This is a genomic window from Pseudomonas putida (genome assembly GCF_002741075.1).
In the GTDB taxonomy this organism is placed as follows: domain Bacteria; phylum Pseudomonadota; class Gammaproteobacteria; order Pseudomonadales; family Pseudomonadaceae; genus Aquipseudomonas; species Aquipseudomonas putida_T.
Map to the genome: position 1 here is coordinate 1122151 of NZ_CP016634.1, position 17349 is coordinate 1139499.

The 17349-nt window shown below is 61.2% G+C and carries 15 protein-coding genes and 1 tRNA gene; 10 read left to right on the forward strand and 6 right to left on the reverse strand.

Features of this window, described 5'->3' with window-relative positions:
* Nucleotides 1–196 precede the first annotated feature (196 nt).
* Nucleotides 197–273, forward strand: a tRNA-Val gene (locus tag IEC33019_RS05630).
* Nucleotides 274–1037: 764 nt separating this feature from the next.
* On the opposite strand, the gene IEC33019_RS27270 is transcribed toward IEC33019_RS05630, so the two are convergent.
* The 6 genes from IEC33019_RS27270 to glaH form a co-directional block, all read right to left on the reverse strand.
* Entirely contained in the window at nucleotides 1038–1223 is a 186-nt protein-coding gene (locus IEC33019_RS27270) for a hypothetical protein (protein ID WP_157765868.1), read from the reverse strand.
* The gene (locus IEC33019_RS05635) at nucleotides 1214–2065 is read right to left on the reverse strand and encodes a copper resistance protein B (RefSeq protein ID WP_437436775.1); all 852 of its coding nucleotides are present in this window, start codon (nucleotides 2063–2065) and stop codon (nucleotides 1214–1216) included. The genes IEC33019_RS27270 and IEC33019_RS05635 overlap by 10 nt, the downstream gene beginning before the upstream one ends.
* 19 nt (nucleotides 2066–2084) lie before the next feature.
* A complete protein-coding gene (locus IEC33019_RS05640) occupies nucleotides 2085–2381 on the reverse strand; it encodes a hypothetical protein (protein ID WP_244509700.1) in 297 nt (98 codons plus the stop codon).
* A 14-nt stretch (nucleotides 2382–2395) separates the two neighbouring features.
* Nucleotides 2396–4141: a copper resistance system multicopper oxidase gene (locus tag IEC33019_RS05645; protein ID WP_070091509.1), complete on the reverse strand. Its 1746-nt coding sequence runs from the start codon at nucleotides 4139–4141 to the stop codon at nucleotides 2396–2398.
* A 454-nt stretch (nucleotides 4142–4595) separates the two neighbouring features.
* Nucleotides 4596–5837 carry an L-2-hydroxyglutarate oxidase gene (gene lhgO, locus IEC33019_RS05650; RefSeq protein ID WP_070091508.1) on the reverse strand — a complete coding sequence of 414 codons (1242 nt, stop codon included), beginning with the start codon at nucleotides 5835–5837 and terminating at the stop codon, nucleotides 4596–4598.
* A gap of 55 nt (nucleotides 5838–5892) precedes the next feature.
* Nucleotides 5893–6879 (reverse strand): glutarate dioxygenase GlaH, encoded by a 987-nt coding sequence (gene glaH, locus IEC33019_RS05655; RefSeq protein WP_070091507.1) that lies wholly within the window; start codon nucleotides 6877–6879, stop codon nucleotides 5893–5895.
* 182 nt (nucleotides 6880–7061) lie between these two features.
* Between glaH and csiR the strand changes: the two genes are divergently transcribed.
* From csiR to IEC33019_RS05700, 9 genes are all read left to right on the forward strand, one after another.
* The gene (gene csiR, locus IEC33019_RS05660) at nucleotides 7062–7754 is read left to right on the forward strand and encodes a DNA-binding transcriptional regulator CsiR (RefSeq protein ID WP_070091506.1); all 693 of its coding nucleotides are present in this window, start codon (nucleotides 7062–7064) and stop codon (nucleotides 7752–7754) included.
* Nucleotides 7755–8046: 292 nt separating this feature from the next.
* A complete protein-coding gene (locus IEC33019_RS05665; protein WP_070091505.1) occupies nucleotides 8047–8601 on the forward strand; it encodes a helix-turn-helix domain-containing protein in 555 nt (184 codons plus the stop codon).
* 28 nt (nucleotides 8602–8629) lie between these two features.
* On the forward strand, nucleotides 8630–9976 hold the full coding sequence (locus tag IEC33019_RS05670) for a glutamine synthetase family protein (RefSeq protein ID WP_070091504.1): 1347 nt from the start codon (nucleotides 8630–8632) through the stop codon (nucleotides 9974–9976).
* A 79-nt stretch (nucleotides 9977–10055) separates the two neighbouring features.
* Complete coding sequence (locus tag IEC33019_RS05675; protein ID WP_070091503.1) at nucleotides 10056–10829, forward strand: gamma-glutamyl-gamma-aminobutyrate hydrolase family protein; 774 nt, start codon at nucleotides 10056–10058, stop codon at nucleotides 10827–10829.
* 72 nt (nucleotides 10830–10901) lie between these two features.
* Complete coding sequence (locus IEC33019_RS05680; protein ID WP_099593155.1) at nucleotides 10902–12260, forward strand: aspartate aminotransferase family protein; 1359 nt, start codon at nucleotides 10902–10904, stop codon at nucleotides 12258–12260.
* A gap of 149 nt (nucleotides 12261–12409) precedes the next feature.
* On the forward strand, nucleotides 12410–12964 hold the full coding sequence (locus tag IEC33019_RS05685; protein ID WP_070091501.1) for a helix-turn-helix domain-containing protein: 555 nt from the start codon (nucleotides 12410–12412) through the stop codon (nucleotides 12962–12964).
* A 181-nt stretch (nucleotides 12965–13145) separates the two neighbouring features.
* Nucleotides 13146–13928, forward strand: a complete 783-nt coding sequence (locus IEC33019_RS05690) for an efflux RND transporter periplasmic adaptor subunit (RefSeq protein WP_070091500.1) — start codon at nucleotides 13146–13148, stop codon at nucleotides 13926–13928.
* A complete protein-coding gene (locus tag IEC33019_RS05695) occupies nucleotides 13925–15244 on the forward strand; it encodes an efflux RND transporter periplasmic adaptor subunit (RefSeq protein ID WP_070091499.1) in 1320 nt (439 codons plus the stop codon). Before IEC33019_RS05690 ends, IEC33019_RS05695 begins: the two co-directional genes overlap by 4 nt.
* Nucleotides 15241–17337, forward strand: coding sequence for a biotin/lipoyl-binding protein (locus IEC33019_RS05700; RefSeq protein WP_170831743.1), 2097 nt, complete (start codon nucleotides 15241–15243; stop codon nucleotides 17335–17337). Before IEC33019_RS05695 ends, IEC33019_RS05700 begins: the two co-directional genes overlap by 4 nt.
* Nucleotides 17338–17349 lie beyond the last annotated feature (12 nt).

The following is a 17349-nucleotide window of genomic DNA, read 5'->3' on the forward strand; positions in this document are numbered from 1 at the left end:
GGGGAGGGCACAGGGCTGCTCTTGATGGAAAGCGACAACATTCGCCGATGTTGGCGGGAGCGCTGCACTGACTACCTGGGGCGCTTGTGAGCGCGGTGTTTGCGCGTTGCCTGGCATCGTTCGCAAAGGTTTTGATTTTTTTGAAAAAAACGCTTTACAGGTTGGGGGCGCCCCCTTAATATGCGCGCCACACGACAGGCACATAGCTCAGTTGGTTAGAGCACCACCTTGACATGGTGGGGGTCGTTGGTTCGAGTCCAATTGTGCCTACCAAACAAAGCCCCGGGTTACCGGGCACGAAAAGGGCGATCCGAAAGGGTCGCCCTTTTTCGTTTGCAAAATAGATGCAGAAGCTCTAGGACATCGAAGTGCAGCCGCACGAAAGTCCGAGTCAGCAAATTTCTCTTACCGATCCAGATGTCCGTTCAATGGCCACGAGCCTACCGACTGAGGCAGGCTTCGTAAGTGATGTGGCCGTTGATAGTGGACAAAGACTATGCGCGGAGTCTCTGCGGCACTACGGTGACTGGTGATTCCTTACCGAGTGATGATGCGGAAACTGAAACCAGGCTCGGATACCGAGCTAAATGAAATTACCCGCATGATATCGAGGCTGCCCGCAGGCGGGTAAAATCGCGAAGCACCAATGGACGCTACATCGTCACGACCGAGGACAGCGAGCGCCTGCTTGGTTACGCGCCTTGAGGAAGGCAAGAAACGCCGTACTTCTATGACGGCGCTTCAGTCTCCCGAGTGTTACTTGCGAAACACCACACGAGGAGCTTAGGCATCTCCACGAAATTGAGCGGCGTAGATCTCGCCTAATAAAACCATGGCTTGCGCGAGCTGCGGCAGTTGCGCTTCAAGAGAACGCTGCGGATCTGCCTGCATGGCCACGAAGGCACCATCGAAACCTGCTATGGCAAACTACGTCAGCTGGTCGGCTATGACCTGAGCGACCTCTTGGCCATAAGGGGCGAAGGATGAAGAAATCATCCTGTGCATGTGGGAACGTCCCTCTAGGCGCACCTTGGTTATCAGCGCATCGACACCAGCTGTGGGAAGGACGTTCGCAGGAACAGTTCTATGATGCCGTGCAGTGGTTGTATGGATGGAATATTGATACCTGCCTGAAGCGGTGAGGCAATATCGGCTTCTTCGCGGGTACCTGCGAAGAAGCCGATCCCGCTATCAGCGGAATGCTCATTTACAGTCAGAACCACATCCGAATCCCGGCAACGAAGCGTGCCTCGTCCACATCCCCGTCTTCGTCACGAACCAGGTCTGCGGTCTTGCCATAGGCACGGCTCCAGGTGACGCCGATGTAGGGTGCGAATTGGCGAACGATTTCATAGCGCAGACGCAGACCGACCTCGGTATTGGCAAGACCCGAGCCGACGCCGCGGGCAGGGTCGTTCTTGCCATAGAAGTTGGCCTCGGCGATGGGCTGCAGGATCAGGCGATTGGTCAGCAGAATGTCGTACTCGCCCTCAAGACGCGCGGCCGTTTGACCGTTCTCGCCAATGAACGCAGTGGCTTCGGCTTCGAAGTCGTAGAGCGCCATGCCCTGCACACCGAACGCTGCCCAGGTCTGCGGTGATTCGGGCTTGAAATCCTGGCGAACCCCGGCAACCACGTCCCACCAGGGGCTGATGGCGCGACCGTAGAGCAGTTGCAGCTCGGCATCCTCGGTCACCCCGTTGGTGCGTTCGCCTTCGGAGCGGATCCACAGCCGGTTGATATCACCTCCCATCCACCCCGAGGCATTCCAGGCCAGCGCGCTGCCTTCGTCCGCGTCCTGGTATTCGAGCTGATCCAGCAGGAAGAAGCTGTTGATCGCGCTGTCGTGCATCTTGTGCCCGTCCAGCGGTGGAAACGCAGCCTTGCGGTCGGCGTCGGTGAGGACCGGAATGGGGATTCGACTGGTCGTCCGGGGAGCATCATCGGTGCCAGGGGTCATCGTTGAATGATCCATGGCGCCGTGATCCATCGCCGAATGTTCCATTTCTTCAGCCGCAAAGCTCGGCACCCCGCTCAGTGCGCTGAAGGAGACGGCCAATGCCATGAGCGAGGGCCGTACCCGCCTATTGGCCATCTTGCCCTGCCTTGGCTTTGTCGCTGCCCTGCGATTCCATCATCTTGCGGTGGTCCATGCCTTTCATTGAGTCATGGTTCATGCCTTTCATTGAGTCATGATCCATACCCTTCATCGCGCCGTGGTCCATATCCTTCATGGCATCGTGCTTGCCCGCAGCCTCGGCGGACTTCTGGACCTGCTGCTCAGGGGCATCGCTGGACCATGAGGACGGGGTGTAGGCAGTCAGCAGGCCTGCGAGCGCGGCAGAGAGCACAAAGGCATTTCGTTTCATGGGTTTGCTCATTTCAGATCTCCAGTTCATTCGTCCACACGCACTTCTCGGAACATGCCCCTTTCCATGTGGAACAGCAGGTGACAGTGATAGGCCCAACGGCCCAACGCGTCCGCCGTCACGCGGTAGCTTCGTTTGGCGCCGGGAGGGATATCGATCGTATGTTTTCGGACCATGAAGTTGCCGTGCTCATCCTCCAGGTCGCTCCACATGCCATGCAGGTGGATGGGGTGAGTCATCATGGTGTCGTTGACCAGTGTGATACGAAGCCGCTCGCCATACGTGAGGCGCAGCGGCTCGGCATCGGAGAACTTGATGCCGTCGAAGGACCAGGCGAACTTTTCCATGTGGCCGGTGAGGTGAAGCTCGACGGTTCGCCCCGGCGCTCGACCATCCGGATCGACGAAGGTGCTGCGCAGGTCCGCGTAGGTCAACACGCGGCGGCCGTTGTTGCGCAGGCCAATACCCGGGTCATCGAGCTTTGGTGTCGGCGCCATGGTCTGCATGTCGACCAGGGGGTTGTTGGTTTCCGACGCGGGGTGAGCCTGCATGGCGCCGGCCATTCCGGCCATCGAGCCGTGGTCCATGCCAGCCATGCTGCTGTGGTCCATCCCGGCCATCTGGCTGTGACCCATGCCGCTCATGCTGCCGTGGTCCATGCCCATGTCGCTCATCGAAATGAGCGGGCGGGGATCGACCGCGGGGACGGGCGCCTGCATCCCGTCGCGCACCGCCAAGGTGCCTCTGGCATACCCGGTACGGTCCATGGACTGGGCGAAGAGGGTGTACGCCTGCGCATCCTCGGGCTCGACGATGACATCGTAGGTCTCAGCCACGGCGATGCGGAACTCGTCGACCGAGACGGGATCGACGTACTGACCATCCGCCGCGACCACCGTCATCTTCAAGCCGGGGATCCGCACGTCGAAGTAGGTCATGGCGGAGCCGTTGATGAACCGTAGGCGAATTTTTTCGCCGGGCTTGAAGAGACCGGTCCAGTTACGGTCAGGTGACTGGCCGTTCATGAGGTAGGTGTAGGTGTAGCCGCTCACATCGGCGAGGTCGGTGGGGCTCATCTTCATTTCAGCCCACATCGTGCGATCGGCCATGGTCGCCGACCATCCCATTTCTCTCACGTCGTCGACGAAGTCGCCAACGGTGCGCTTGTGGAAGTTGTAGTAGCCAGACTGTTTCTTGAGCGTGGACAGAACCTGGGCTGGCTCCTCATCGGTCCAATCGCTGAGCATGACCACGTAATCGCGATCATAGGTGAACGGCTCGGGTTCCTTGGCATCGATGACAAGCGCACCGTACACCCCGACCTGCTCCTGCAACCCAGAATGACTGTGGTACCAGTAAGTGCCATTCTGCTGGACCTTGAACCGGTACTCGTACATGCCGTCCGGGGCGATGCCGTGGAAGCTCAACCCCGGTACCCCGTCCATGTTCGCTGGCAGGATGATGCCGTGCCAGTGGATAGAGGTGTCCTGCTTCAAGCGGTTGCGTACACGCAGCGTGACGGTGTCGCCCTCGCGCCAACGAAGCGTGGGGCCGGGCAGTGAGCCGTTGATGGCCATTGCCGTACGTGAGGCCCCTGTGATGTTGACCGGCAGATCGGCGATATACAGATCGAACTCGGTGCCCGTCAGCACGTTGGGTTGGCCGGGGCTGGTCACGGCCCAGACCGGCATGCGCCACATGCCCAAGCCACCCAGCAGTCCGGTCGCGGCCAGGCCTTTGACGAAGGATCGTCTCGTGGTTTTGCTTTGCATGCCGTTGCGTCCAGTCAGTCATATTGTTCGCGGATGGGCAGGCTCTTGGATCCCGTTCTTGGTCCAGATAGCACTCACACACGCGTTATAGGCTTTACGTTAGGCAGACGGCGCTGTCAGAAACCTGAGCTCGGCATTACAGATCTGTCAGGTGTCTGCGAACGGCATCAGGCCCATGCCTGAGGTTGGGTTGGGCCGCTGGACGCGCTGCCACAGGCTGTTGTTCACGATGCATGGGCGTCGTGAGTGAGGCTTGTTCAGCGCATCAACACCCAACACAGCAGACGACCGCGCTGCTGGGGTCATGCTTCCAGCAGGGCGGTCGGGCGGGGATCAAAGTACGAAGAAGGCGATCAGCAGGCTGGCCAAAGCGAGGAGCTCCAGCCGGTGGCCTTGGGTCCGTTTCGCCATCAAGTGGAAGGTCGAACGACCTTCCGGAAGCAACAACCTGTGTTCAAACGGCTTGGGCCTGAAGTGCCGGCACGGACGTTTTCTTGAATTCATCGCCGACGATTTCCTGGACCTTGGAAACGATGTAGGCCCCGATCGGAATGGCTGAGGTGGCCGCCGGGGAGGGCGCATTGCAGACGTTGACGCTACGGGCCGTGTTGACGAACAGGAAGTCATCGATGAGCTTGCCGTCATTGGACACCGCCTGGGCACGCACACCGGCCGGGTAGGGCTTGAGGTGTTTCTTCTCCAGGCTCGGGCAGTACTTTTGCACGGTCTTGAGGTAGGCACCCTTGAGCAGCGAGTTTTTCATCTCGATCAGCCCTGGGCGCAGGTTGTCCTTGAGCACTTTGCGGATGCCCCGGTGCCCCAGCATGCTGCCCAGGTCGCTCAGGGAGACATCGGACTTGCGATAGCCCTCGCGTTTCATGGCCAGCACCGCATTCGGCCCGACCGTGACGGTGCCATCGATCATGCGGGTCAGGTGAACACCCAGGAAGGGCATGGAAGGGTCCGGGATCGGGTAGATCAGGTGGTTGACGATCCGGTTGTGCTCAGGCGGCAGCAGGTAATACTCGCCACGGAACGGGCAGATGGTAAAGCCCGGCTCCACGCCGAGCATGCGCACGACCCGGTCGGCCATCAGGCCGGAGCACGACACCAGGTAGCGGGTCGTGTAGGTGTCTCGGTCAGTCTTGACGACGATCGAGTCCGCCTGTTCGACCAGTCCGGTGACTTCGGTATCGAACTGCAGGGTGCCGCCTTTTTTCTCGAACTGCTTGGCCATCTGGGTGGTCACGGCGGCGTAGTTCACGATGGCGCTGGAGGGCACGAAGATACCGCCCAGGCCAACGATGTTCGGCTCGCGCTCACGCAGCTCGCCAGCCGAGAGCCAGTGGCGCTCCAGGCCATTGGCGGCGGTGCGCTCCCACAAGGCGCGCATGCGCTGCATCTCCAGCTCGTTGGTGGCGACGAGCAGTTTTCCGCAGTTGTCATAGGGAATGGCGTGCTCATCGCAGAAGCGTTTGGTGGCCTTGTTGCCTTCAAGGCAGAACTTTGCCTTCAGGCTGCCGGGGGTGTAGTAGACGCCCGCATGGATCACACCACTGTTATGGCCGGTCTGGTGCTGTGCTGGGCTGCTCTCTTTCTCGAGCAGCAGCAGGCGCGCCCCAGGGTACTGGTCGGCCAGTTGCATGGCCGTCGACATGCCGACGATGCCGCCGCCGATGATCACGAAATCGTACATGAGTCTGTTCCTTGCAGGTGGCCTCGGGCCCTAGGCGCCGAGGCCGCGCTGAGCATCAGTTGGAGGTCTGGCCCCGGTGGTGTTCCATTTTCGGGAAGCTGAAGTAGCCGCGCTGGCGCATCAGCTCCCGACGCAGGCCCGGGTGAGCGACGAAGCGGTCACGGCCATGCAGCCAGAACAGGTTGTTGATCAGCAGGAACGAGCCGACCGGAACCGGAATCGACACCTTGGTGGCGCTGCCTTCGAGCGATTCGCCCAGCTGGAACAGCCAGGTGCCTTCCTCGTAGTTCTCAGGCTGTACGAACTGGTCGATGTAGCGCATGGTCGGGCGGCCCATCGAGTCGGTGTCGAACACGGCATGGAACACATCTTCGCGGGTGTTCTTGCTGGGCGGCGCGGTCCAGCGCATCACGCGACGGGCCAGGGGGTGTTTGTAGAAGGTGTCCAGGTCGGCCCAGTCGTCCAAGTGCTGCAACAGGGAGTTGCCGCCTTCCATGTTCTGCTCATCGATTTTCATCATCAGCACGTAGTCGGTGATCTGGTTCACGAACGTGCCGTCGTTGTGCAGCTCCATCACCCGGTGTGGCTGGCGCAGGTAGCTGTCGGAATTGTCGACGTTCTCGACCACGAAGCGCGCGTAGAACTGGCCGCTCATGGCATCGAAGTTCGAGCGCCCGAGCAGGTGGGCCACTGCGGTGGAGAGTTTCACCATGTCTTCGGCCTGGGTGACGTTGTCCAGGCCTTCGGGGATGACCAACAGGCCGCCGGTGCTGCGATCGAGCAAGGTATTGACGATGACGGGGCGCAAGGTGCCTTGGCACAGGTCGTCGAGGATCTTGCCGAACTGGAAGCGCAGGAACGACTTGTACTCCAGGGCCTGCACCGGCCATTGGGCAACGGCGGCGACGAAGGCATCGACCGTTTCCTTGGCAAAGCGCAGTTCCAGCAGGCGTTCGGACTGGGAGGTCGATTGCAAGGTGAAGCCTTGCAGCAGGGCGGGTTGCTCGAGGGCAGGCATATCGATATGGGCGAGGGCGTTCATGGCGACTCCTTATTGACCGGGCGAATGGTGGAGGACGGATCAGGTCGTGGCGTAAAAATATCGCCGAAATATCAAAATGTCTACATTTTTAACTTTCGTCGTAATTTTCTGTTTTTGTATGCGATCTGCGTGACGTGACGGAGTTCGGTATGATAGGCGCGCCTAGCAAGAGAGCCCTCTGGATGGACCACACAGACCTCGCTGAAACCGCATCAGATGCCGCCTATTCGCGCTTGAAATCCGACATTCTCCGAGGCGTCTTCCGCCCTGGTGAAAAACTCTTGATGAGCGGCTTGAAAGACCGATATGCCGTCGGCGTGGGGCCGATGCGGGAGGTGCTGGCGCGGCTGGTGGGAGAGCGGCTGGTCAGCGCCATCAATCAGAAGGGCTATCGGGTGGCGCCGATGTCGCTGGACGAGATGCTCGACGTCTACACCGCCAGGGCCCATCTGGAGGCCTTGATCGTCGGGCTGGCGGTGGAGAAGGGTGATGAAGCGTGGGAGGCGTCCATCGTGGCGTGCTCGCACACGCTCTCGAAGGTGGTCGAGCTGCACACCCCACAGGAAATGGTCGATATCTGGGATGCCCGGCACAAGGCCTTCCACAATGCCATCGCCAGTGGCTGTGGCTCCAAGAGCCTCCTGCAGGCGCGTGCCTTCCTCCAGGACCAGGCCGAGCGCTACCGACAGATCTGGCTCAAGCGCACAGTGCTGTCCGAAGAGGCGTTGCGGCTCAAGCGTGAAGAGCATGCCGAGCTGGTCAATACCATCCTCGGGCGCGACGCCGCCAAAGCCAGCAAGATGATGTTGGAGCACCTGATGACACCCGTCCCCATCATCACGCGGATCATCGAACGCGAATCCGACGTCTTGTAGCGAAAACAGCAAGCGAGTGCTTCGCACTCGATCGGGCTTCGCCAGCTTCCACAACGCCCGCGTCGAACCGCCGCTCCCACAATGCCGCGTCGATTCGCAAGGCATCGCTGATCTTTCCACGGCCTCAATTCCCTCAGGATGGCCTTGCACCTGGCGTCCCGACCTCATCTGAACATGTCTGCACTTGTGCTGGAGGTAGCAGCCGTTTGCCGCGCTCGGCTTGACGCGTGAAATTTTTCATGTATTTTTTCATGAAAAATAAATCCAATAATTTCACGGCTGCCCCTGAGCGATGAAGATGGACGAAGAAGTTGAAGCCCTGGCGATCCTCATTCATGACCTGCGCAAGTTCAAGAATCTGACGCTGGGCGAACTGGCCGAGCGCATCGACCGTTCGGTTGGTTTTCTTTCCCAGGTGGAACGCGGCGTCTCGCGCCCAACGGTGGCGGACCTTACCGCCATCAGCGAAACACTCGGCGTATCGACCGCGTACTTCTACAACCTGAGCAAACCCCGTGCCGTCAGCTGGGTGACCCGCCCCCATGAGCGGCGCACGCTGTACTTCGGCTCGGGCATCACCGATGTGCTGGCCTCGCCCACGATCTCGGGCGCGTTCTCGATGCTCGACAGCCGCCTCGAGCCTGGCGCGAGCAGTGGCGAACAGCACCTGAGCGATCGTTCGGAGCAGGGCTGCTTCGTGCTCGAGGGCGAACTGACGGTCTGGCTGGAGGACGGCGAGGCCGTGACGCTTCACGCCAACGACAGCTTCCAGCTGCAACCTCACACGAAGTTCCGTTACGCCAACCTGACGGACAGGCTCACCCGCGTGCTCTGGGTCTTCAACTGAATTCGTTTCACCTCACAAGGATAAGAAGATGAGTGTCATCTTTCCGGATCTGCTGACTGAAGTGCGCTCTTTCCGAGCCCAACACCCAGACGTGCGTTACGTCGATCTGATTGCGCTGGATATTCCCGGGCATTTCTATGGCAAGCGCTACCCCATGGACATGCTCGAGAAAGTCGCCGCAGGCGCCCCTTTGAAGCTGCCACAGAACTGTGTGTTGCTGGGTACCCAAGGCGGCCTCTACAAGATTGGTGACTATTGCTTTGCCGATGGTGACCCGGACGCACCGCGACGTTTGGTGCCTGGCACCCTGAAGCCCGTGCGCTGGGAAAAGGAAGTGATCGCCCAGATGATGATCACCTCCGATGGCACCGCCAAGCCGATCGAGTTCGAGCCTCGCGAAGTGCTGGCCCGTGTGCTGCAGCGCCTGGCCAGCCGTGGCATCCGCCCGGTAGTGGCTTTCGAGCTGGAGTTCTACCTGTTCGATCGCACGCTCAAGGACGGCTTGCCACAGTACCCACGCGATACTGCGACCGATGACGAAGACGATCAGCCGAACATGCATATCGAACGGCTGTCGCGGTTCTCGTCCGTGTTGCACGAGATGGTCGATGTGGCGAACGAGCAGGGCGTACCGGCCAACGTCATCACGGCGGAACTTGGCCCTGGTCAATTCGAAATCAACTTCTCCCACAGCGACGATGCGCTGAGCGCGGCGGACTGGTCGGCCTTGTTCTGTCGCAGTACCCGCGGTGTTGCCATGAAACATGGCTATCGCGCCAGCTTCATGAGCAAACCCTACCTGGACGCTCCGGGCAGCGGCATGCATGTGCATGTGAGCCTCTATGATGCGGACGGCAACAACCTTTTGGCCGGTTACGGGCAGCGCAACCTGCGCCATGCCGTGGCCGGTTGCCTGGAGCTGCTGCCCCATTGCATGCCCCTCTTCGCCCCCAACCACAATGCCTATCGTCGCTACGGCGCCATGGTCAACGCCGCGAGCGTGGCGAGTTGGGGCTTCGAGGACCGAGATGCGTGCATTCGCATTCCCGAGTCCGACCCACGCAACCTGCGTATCGAACACCGTCTGGCCGGCGCCGATGCCAACCCCTACCTGGTGCTGGCGGCCATCCTGACCGGGATGGAGCATGGTCTTGATCGCGGCGTCGAACCCATCGCACCGCTCAACGACGACCGCACGAGCGGTATCGACTTCCCCAAGGATGCCCTGAGCGCGCTGGCGGCCATGCGCAATCACCCGGTGGTCAACGAAGGGTTGGGCAGTGAGTTCGTGATGGTCTATTGCGAAAACAAACGCCAGGAACAATTGGATTTCATGAATGCGATCAATGCGCGTGAATATCGCTGGTTCTTGTAAGTTCCAGTCTCACCCGATTGCGCTGCACTTTCTTTCAAAAGTTTGAATATAACTCGCAATAGATTTGCCGGAGGATGATATGCCACGCGTGCCAGTTATCGGCATCACTGCATGCACTCGCATGATTGAACAACATGCGACCCAGACGATCAGTGAGAAGTATGCGCGCGCTGCGGCCAAGGCGGCGTGTGGTTTGCCCATCGTGATTCCCAGTCTCGGTGAGCTGATGGATACCGCCGACATCGTTGACACAGTGGATGGGCTGATCTTCACCGGCTCGCCGTCCAACATCGAACCCTTCCATTACAACGGCCCGGCGAGCGAGCCGGGCACCCATCACGACCCGCTGCGTGATGCCACGACCTTGCCGCTGATGCGTGCGGCGATTGCCGCGGGCGTGCCGGTGCTTGGCATCTGCCGTGGGTTCCAGGAAATGAACGTGGCGCTGGGCGGCACACTGCACCAGAAGGTCCATGAGACCGGCGTGTTCATGGACCACCGCGAAGGCAAGGACGAGCCCGTTGACCAGCAATATGGCCCGCGCCATGCGATGCATATCCAGCCAGGCGGCCTGATGGACCGCATGGGCCTGCCCGCGATCATCGACGTCAACTCCATCCATGGCCAAGGCATCGATGTGCTGGCGCCAGGGCTGAGGGTGGAGGCGCTTGCACCGGACGGGCTGGTGGAAGCGATCTCGGTTGTAGGCAGCAAGAGTTTCGCCTTGGCCGTTCAATGGCATCCGGAGTTTCGGGTACTTGAAAACCCCCATTACCTGACGATCTTCCAATCGTTTGGAAAAGCCTGCCGGCAACGCTCGGTATTGCGTCAGTTGATGCTGAAAACAGCCTGAGCCGTGGCCGTTATTGAAACGTTGAAAGTTTCCCCGCAGCCCGGCTGCGCCTATTAAAGGAGAGCATTAAAAATGAGTGAAAAGAATTCGCAGACGCTTGCCTGGCAAGCCATGAGCCGTGACCATCATCTGGCACCGTTCAGCGACGTCAAGCAACTGGCCGAAAAAGGTCCGCGCATCATTACCTCGGCCAAGGGTGTCTATCTGTGGGACAGCGAAGGCCACAAGATCCTCGATGGCATGGCGGGCCTGTGGTGTGTGGCCGTCGGCTACGGTCGTGACGAGCTGGCCGATGTGGCCGCCCGGCAGATGAAGGAGCTGCCGTACTACAACCTGTTCTTCCAGACCGCGCACCCGCCAGCGCTGGAACTGGCCAAGGCGATCGCCGATGTGGCGCCCGAGGGCATGAACCATGTGTTCTTCACCGGCTCCGGCTCCGAAGGCAACGATACCGTCTTGCGCATGGTTCGCCACTACTGGGCGATCAAGGGCAAGAAGGACAAGAAGGTCATCATCGGCCGCATCAACGGCTACCACGGTTCCACCGTGGCGGGTGCCGGCCTGGGCGGCATGAGCGGTATGCACCAGCAGGGCGGCCAGCTTCCGGATATCGTGCATATCCCGCAGCCGTACTGGTTCGGTGAAGGCGGCGACATGACCGAGGCCGAGTTCGGTGTGTGGGCGGCAGAACAACTGGAGAAGAAGATCCTGGACGTGGGCGAGGACAACGTCGCGGCGTTCATCGCCGAGCCGATCCAGGGCGCGGGCGGTGTGATCATCCCGCCGCAGACCTACTGGCCGAAGATCAAGCAGATCCTGGCCAAGTACGACATTTTGTTCGTGGCCGATGAAGTGATCTGCGGCTTCGGTCGTACCGGCCAGTGGTTCGGTACCGACTACTACGACCTCAAGCCCGACCTGATGACCATCGCCAAGGGCCTGACGTCCGGCTACATCCCCATGGGCGGTGTGATCGTGCGGGACGAAGTGGCCAAGGTGATCAGCGAAGGCGGCGACTTCAACCATGGCTTTACCTACTCCGGCCACCCAGTGGCGGCAGCGGTGGGGCTGGAAAATCTGCGTATTCTGCGCGATGAGAAGATCATCGAGCAGGTGCGCGACGTCACCGCCCCGTACCTGCAGCAGCGTCTGCGTGAGCTGGCCGACCACCCCTTGGTGGGCCAGGTGCGTGGCCTGGGTATGTTGGGCGCGATCGAGCTGGTCAAGGACAAGGCCACGCGGGCCCGCTACGAAGGCAAGGGCATCGGCATGATCTGCCGCCAGCACTGCTTCGACAACGGCCTGATCATGCGTGCCGTGGGCGACACCATGATCATCGCTCCACCGCTGGTGATCAGCATCGAAGAGATCGACGAGCTGGTGGAAAAAGCCCGTAAGTGCCTGGACCTGACCTACCAGGCTGTCCAGTAAGCCCGTGGCCCCTCGGCAGGCTCTCTGCCGAGGGGTGCTTTCTGCCTCCCGCCACCCCAATCCATCCCCTCGATCCTTGATCTTGCCTTGCACGGCCCACTCCAATACCCTCCGTCGACACCATCGCTCCCTACCACCATGACCAAACGATGAAAGTGCACGAAGAAATTGAAGGGCTCGCCATACTCATTCGCGATCTGCGCAAGTTCAAGGGCCTGACCCTGGGCGAGCTCGCGCAACGCATCGGTCGTTCGGTAGGTTTTCTGTCCCAGGTCGAGCGAGGTGTTTCCCGCCCAACCGTGGCGGATCTGACCGCGATCAGCGAGACACTTGGTGTTTCGACGGCCTACTTCTATAGCCTGGAAAAGCCCCGTGCGCTGGACTGGGTCACGCGTCCGGATGAACGCCGCACGCTGCATCTGGGCGGGGGGATTACCGATGTGCTCGTGTCGCCCACCATCGCCGGCGGTTTCTCCATGCTCGACAGCCACCTCGAACCCGGCGCCTCGAGCGGGGAAGAGTATCTGGATGACAGTTCGGAGCAGGGCTGTTTCGTGCTCGAAGGCGAACTGACCGTCTGGCTGGATGAGGGCGATCCGGTGACGCTTTATCCCAATGACAGTTTCCAGCTCCAACCCCATGCCCGTTTCCGTTATGCCAACCTGACGGACAAGCCGACCCGCGTGCTGTGGGTGTTCAACTGAGTTCGCTGCTTCAAGGTACCTGAACCAGGCTGTCAACCAGGCTCTGTTGATCAACTGCGCGTGAAGGCCGGCAGGTCGGCGTCGATGGTTTGCGCGTGGCAATGAACTCCAGCGCGTGATATTTCCGTGCCATCACATTTTACGTACACTCCGCGCACTGACTCGCAAGGGAGTGTGCAACATGCTTCGTGGTGTGCCGTTGGCCGTGATACTGGGGTTGCTGTTCGCGCAGCCCGCGCAGGCGAGTGAGAGCGTCGGCGACCCGCTTTTGGATGCACCGTTGGCTTCCAGCCAGGAGGCAGGGCAAAGCGCCCGTGGCGTCTTGCGGGCGCGTGAGCAAGCGGTACTGTCGAGCGAACTGGCTGGACGTATTGTCGAAATGCCTTACGCCGATGGTGAGGATTTCAAAAAGGGTAGCGTCCTGGCGCGTTTCGACTGCAGCGCCTATCAAGCCCAGCTCAATGCAGCCCAGGCCGCCGTGCGAGCCGCGCGGGAAGAGCTCAATCACAACAAGCAACTGGCCGCACTTAAGTCGGTCGGGCAGTTTGCCGTCTCTTTGGCTGACGCCAAGCAGGCCCAGGCCCAGGCCGAGGCTCAGGTCTATCAGGTCCAGGTCAAGCGCTGTGTCGTCTCCGCGCCATTCGATGGCCGGGTCGTGCAGCGCCGCGCCCAGCCGCATGAGAGTGTCGCCAGCGGTGCGCCGCTGTTGGAAGTGGTGGACAACCGCACGCTGGAAATCCACTTGCTGGTTCCGTCCCGTTGGCTGGGGCAGCTCAAGCCTGGGCAGCCGTTCGTGTTTACCCCCGATGAGACCGGCAAGCCTTTGCAGGCGACGGTCAAGCGTGTGGGGGCGCGGATCGACGAAAGCAGCCAGACGTTGTTGCTGATCGGTGATCTGCCCAAGGACAACCAGGGGCTACTGGCCGGCATGAGTGGCTCGGCCCGCTTTACGGGGCAGCAATGACTGCGGCGGTGAACCACACGGCCGAACACGTTTTCGCGGTGTTCCTGGGGCTGCAGAAACAGGCGCGCGAAGCCGGCACGACATCGCAACTGGCATTTACCATGGTCAATGATGGCCAGGGGCTGTTCGGCTTCCGGCATGCAGCACTGGTGATCGCAGGTAAGGTCAGGGCCCTGACCGGCATCAGCGTGATCGAGGCCCACGCCCCGTTCGTGGCGTTCATCGAACGTGCCGTGGGAGCCTTGCAGGCCAAAGGCGCTCTGTCGTTGCCGGCCAATGTGGAGCCGGCGCAGTTGGATGAACACAGCATCGCCGATTGGCAGGCCTTGTCTGCAGCCCACGCATTCTGGTTGCCGTTGAAGGATCGTCAGGGCGAGGTGTTCGGTGGCCTCTGGGTGGCGCGCGATCAGGTATTCAGCGAGCCTGAACAGGTGCTGTTGGGGCAGCTCGGCGATGCCTATGCGCATGCTTGGTTGGCCTTGAGCCCGCGCAAGCCATGGCGCCTGAGCTGGCCTCGGCGTCGAGTGCTGGCAGTGTCAGCGGCCGCGCTGCTGATGTTGTTGATACCGGTGCGCCAGTCAGTGTTGGCGCCAGCCGAAGTGGTCCCCCTGGGAGGACGGGTGGTCGCCGCACCGTTGGATGGTGTGATTGGTGTGGTACTGGTCAAACCCAACCAGGTGGTCGGGGAGGGTGACGTACTGGTGCGCTTCGACAACACCAGCCTCAAGGCGCAGGCCGACGTGGCTGAGCGTGCCTTGGGTGTGGCAGAGGCTGAGCTCAAGTCCAGCACCCAGCGTGCATTTTCCGATGCCGAGTCCAATGCCCGTTTGGACTTGCTGGCGGCGCGAGTTGAACAGAAGCGTGCTGAACTGGACTATGCCCGCCAACTGCTGGCTCGTAGCGAGGTTCGTGCCGAGCGGGCTGGCATCGCGGTGTTCGCCGATGCCGAACGCTGGACTGGCAAGCCCGTGCAGACCGGGGAGCGTCTGATGCAATTGGCCGACCCGGCTCGGGCGGAGTTGCGCGTCGAGTTACAGGTCGGAGACGCCATTGCCCTGAAGCCTGGTGCTGAAGTCGCACTGTTTCTGGACAGTGATCCGTTACACCGGCATGTCGCGCATCTTGAGCGTTTCGCCTACGAGGCTGAAGCGACGGCGGCAGGGCAATTGGCCTATCGCCTGGACGCCGGCTTCGTCGATGCGCCGCCGCGCATCGGCTTGCGTGGTACTGCAAAGCTCTACGGCGATCGGGTGCCACTGGTCTATTACCTACTGCGCCGGCCATTGGCTGCGGTGCGTCAGGGGCTGGGTTTTTGATGTTGCCGGCGTTGCGCCCGGACCTGCAGTTATCACCGGCGGCACCGGCATTCGATGGCGCCCCCCAATGGACCTTGGCCGACCCGTTGCGTGGTCGCTATTTCAAACTTGGCGCCGGTGCGGTGCGGCTCTTGCGGCACTGGTCATTGGGCGAACCGCAGCAGGTGTTGGCGGCGGCCAATCGTGAACCGGGTGTAGCGCTGGAGCGTTCGTCGCTGGACGCATTGCTGGCATTCTTGCGCGGTCATGACCTGATTGCCGCGAGCGATCGTGAACAACGCGATAGCTACACCCTCAAGGCTGCGGCCAGAGACCAGAGCCTGTGGCAGCGAGTGCTTCATCAATACCTGTTCTTCCGCATTCCCTTATGGCGCCCGGATGCCTTCCTCAATCGCACATGGCCAGTGCTGGCGCGCCATGGGGGCAGGTGGTTGCGTGTGGGGTTGCCGCTGGTATTCGTCCTTGGCCTGTTTCTGGTCATGCGTGACTGGCCTCGTTTCGTCTCGACGTTTCCGCACCTGTTCAGTTTGGGGGGGATGTTGGCCTTTGGCGTGGCATTGACCTTCGCCAAGCTCTGCCATGAATTTGGCCATGCGTTCATGGCCAAACGCGCCGGGTGCCGGGTGCACAGCATGGGCCTGGCCTTCATGGTGTTGCTGCCGATGTTCTACACCGACGTCAGTGACGCCTGGCGGGTCAGCGATCGTCGTTCTCGGTTGCTGATCGATGCCGGCGGTGTGATGGCCGAGCTGGTACTGGCAGTGCTGGCATTGCTGGCCTGGTCGCTGCTGCCTGATGGGCCGGCGCGCACGGCGGCCTTCATGCTGGCCAGTGCCACGTGGATCACTACCTTGCTGATCAATCTCAATCCTTTCATGCGCTTTGACGGTTACTTCCTGGTCAGTGATCTCTGGGGGGTGGAAAACTTGCAGAGCCGTGCCTTTGCCCTGTGTCGATGGCGTTTGCGCGAGGCGCTGTTCGGCTATGGGGAGCCGGCGCCGGAGCCATGGCCTGCGCCGATGCAATGGCGTTTGCTGGTGTGGGGGTATGGCTCGTGGCTCTGGCGGGCGCTGTTGTTCTTCGGTATCGCCTTGGCGGTGTATCACCTGTTCTTCAAGGTGTTGGGCATTTTCCTGATGGGAGTCGAACTGGTGTGGTTCATCGGTATGCCGGTCTGGAAGGAGGCGCGCGAGTGGTGGCGCCGACGTGCGCAGGCCGACTCGCGCAAAATGATGTTCGTGGCCGCAGGCCTGGCGCTGCTGCTGGCCGTGCTGGTGCTGCCTTGGCAGGGGGCGGTGCAGGTGCCTGCAATGCTCGAAGCATCTCGGACGACAGCGTTGCATGCACCGCTGTCGGCTCGAGTGCGGGCGGTGTACGGACGCGATGGTCAAGCGGTGCGTCAGGGCGAGGTGTTACTGGAGCTGGAGTCTCCTGACCTCGATTCGCGGCTGCTAATCGTCCGTCGCGAGATCGACATCCTGCAATTGCTGCTGCGTCGGCAGGCAGGGCGCAGCGAGACCGCAAGCGATGCAGGGGTGCTCGAGCAGCAACTGGCCGAAGCGGTGGCGCAGTTCCGTGGTTTGACGGCCCAACGAGAGCGTCTGCAGGTGCGAGCGCCGCAAAGTGGCGAACTACGGGATTTGCCCATCTACCTGGCGCCGGGGCAATGGGTCAACCCGAGCCAGACCTTGGGGCGTGTAGTGGAGCCTGGGGGGCGTTTGCGGGGCTACCTGGCCGAAGCGTCGCTCTGGCGAGTGCAGGCGGGCAGCGAGGGGCGGTTCATCGCCGACGACCCGGTGCGTGAGGCGATCCCGGTACGCCTCGATCAGGTGGACGCCACGGGGGTCGCCTTTCTGGAGCTGGAAGCCCTGAGTTCCGATCATCATGGCCCGATCGCCATACGCCGTGATGCTCAGTCCCGCGCTGAGCCCGTGCAGGCTCAGTATGGCGTGCGCTTGAGTCCACTGGGCGAGGTTGGCGCTGTCACTCAACCGCTGCGAGGGGTGGTGGTGCTGGAGGGTACCGGGGAGTCGTTGCTCGGCGCCATGTGGCGTCGGTTGGCAGCCCTCGGCGTGCGTGAGAGTGGTTTCTGAACGAGGAATCTC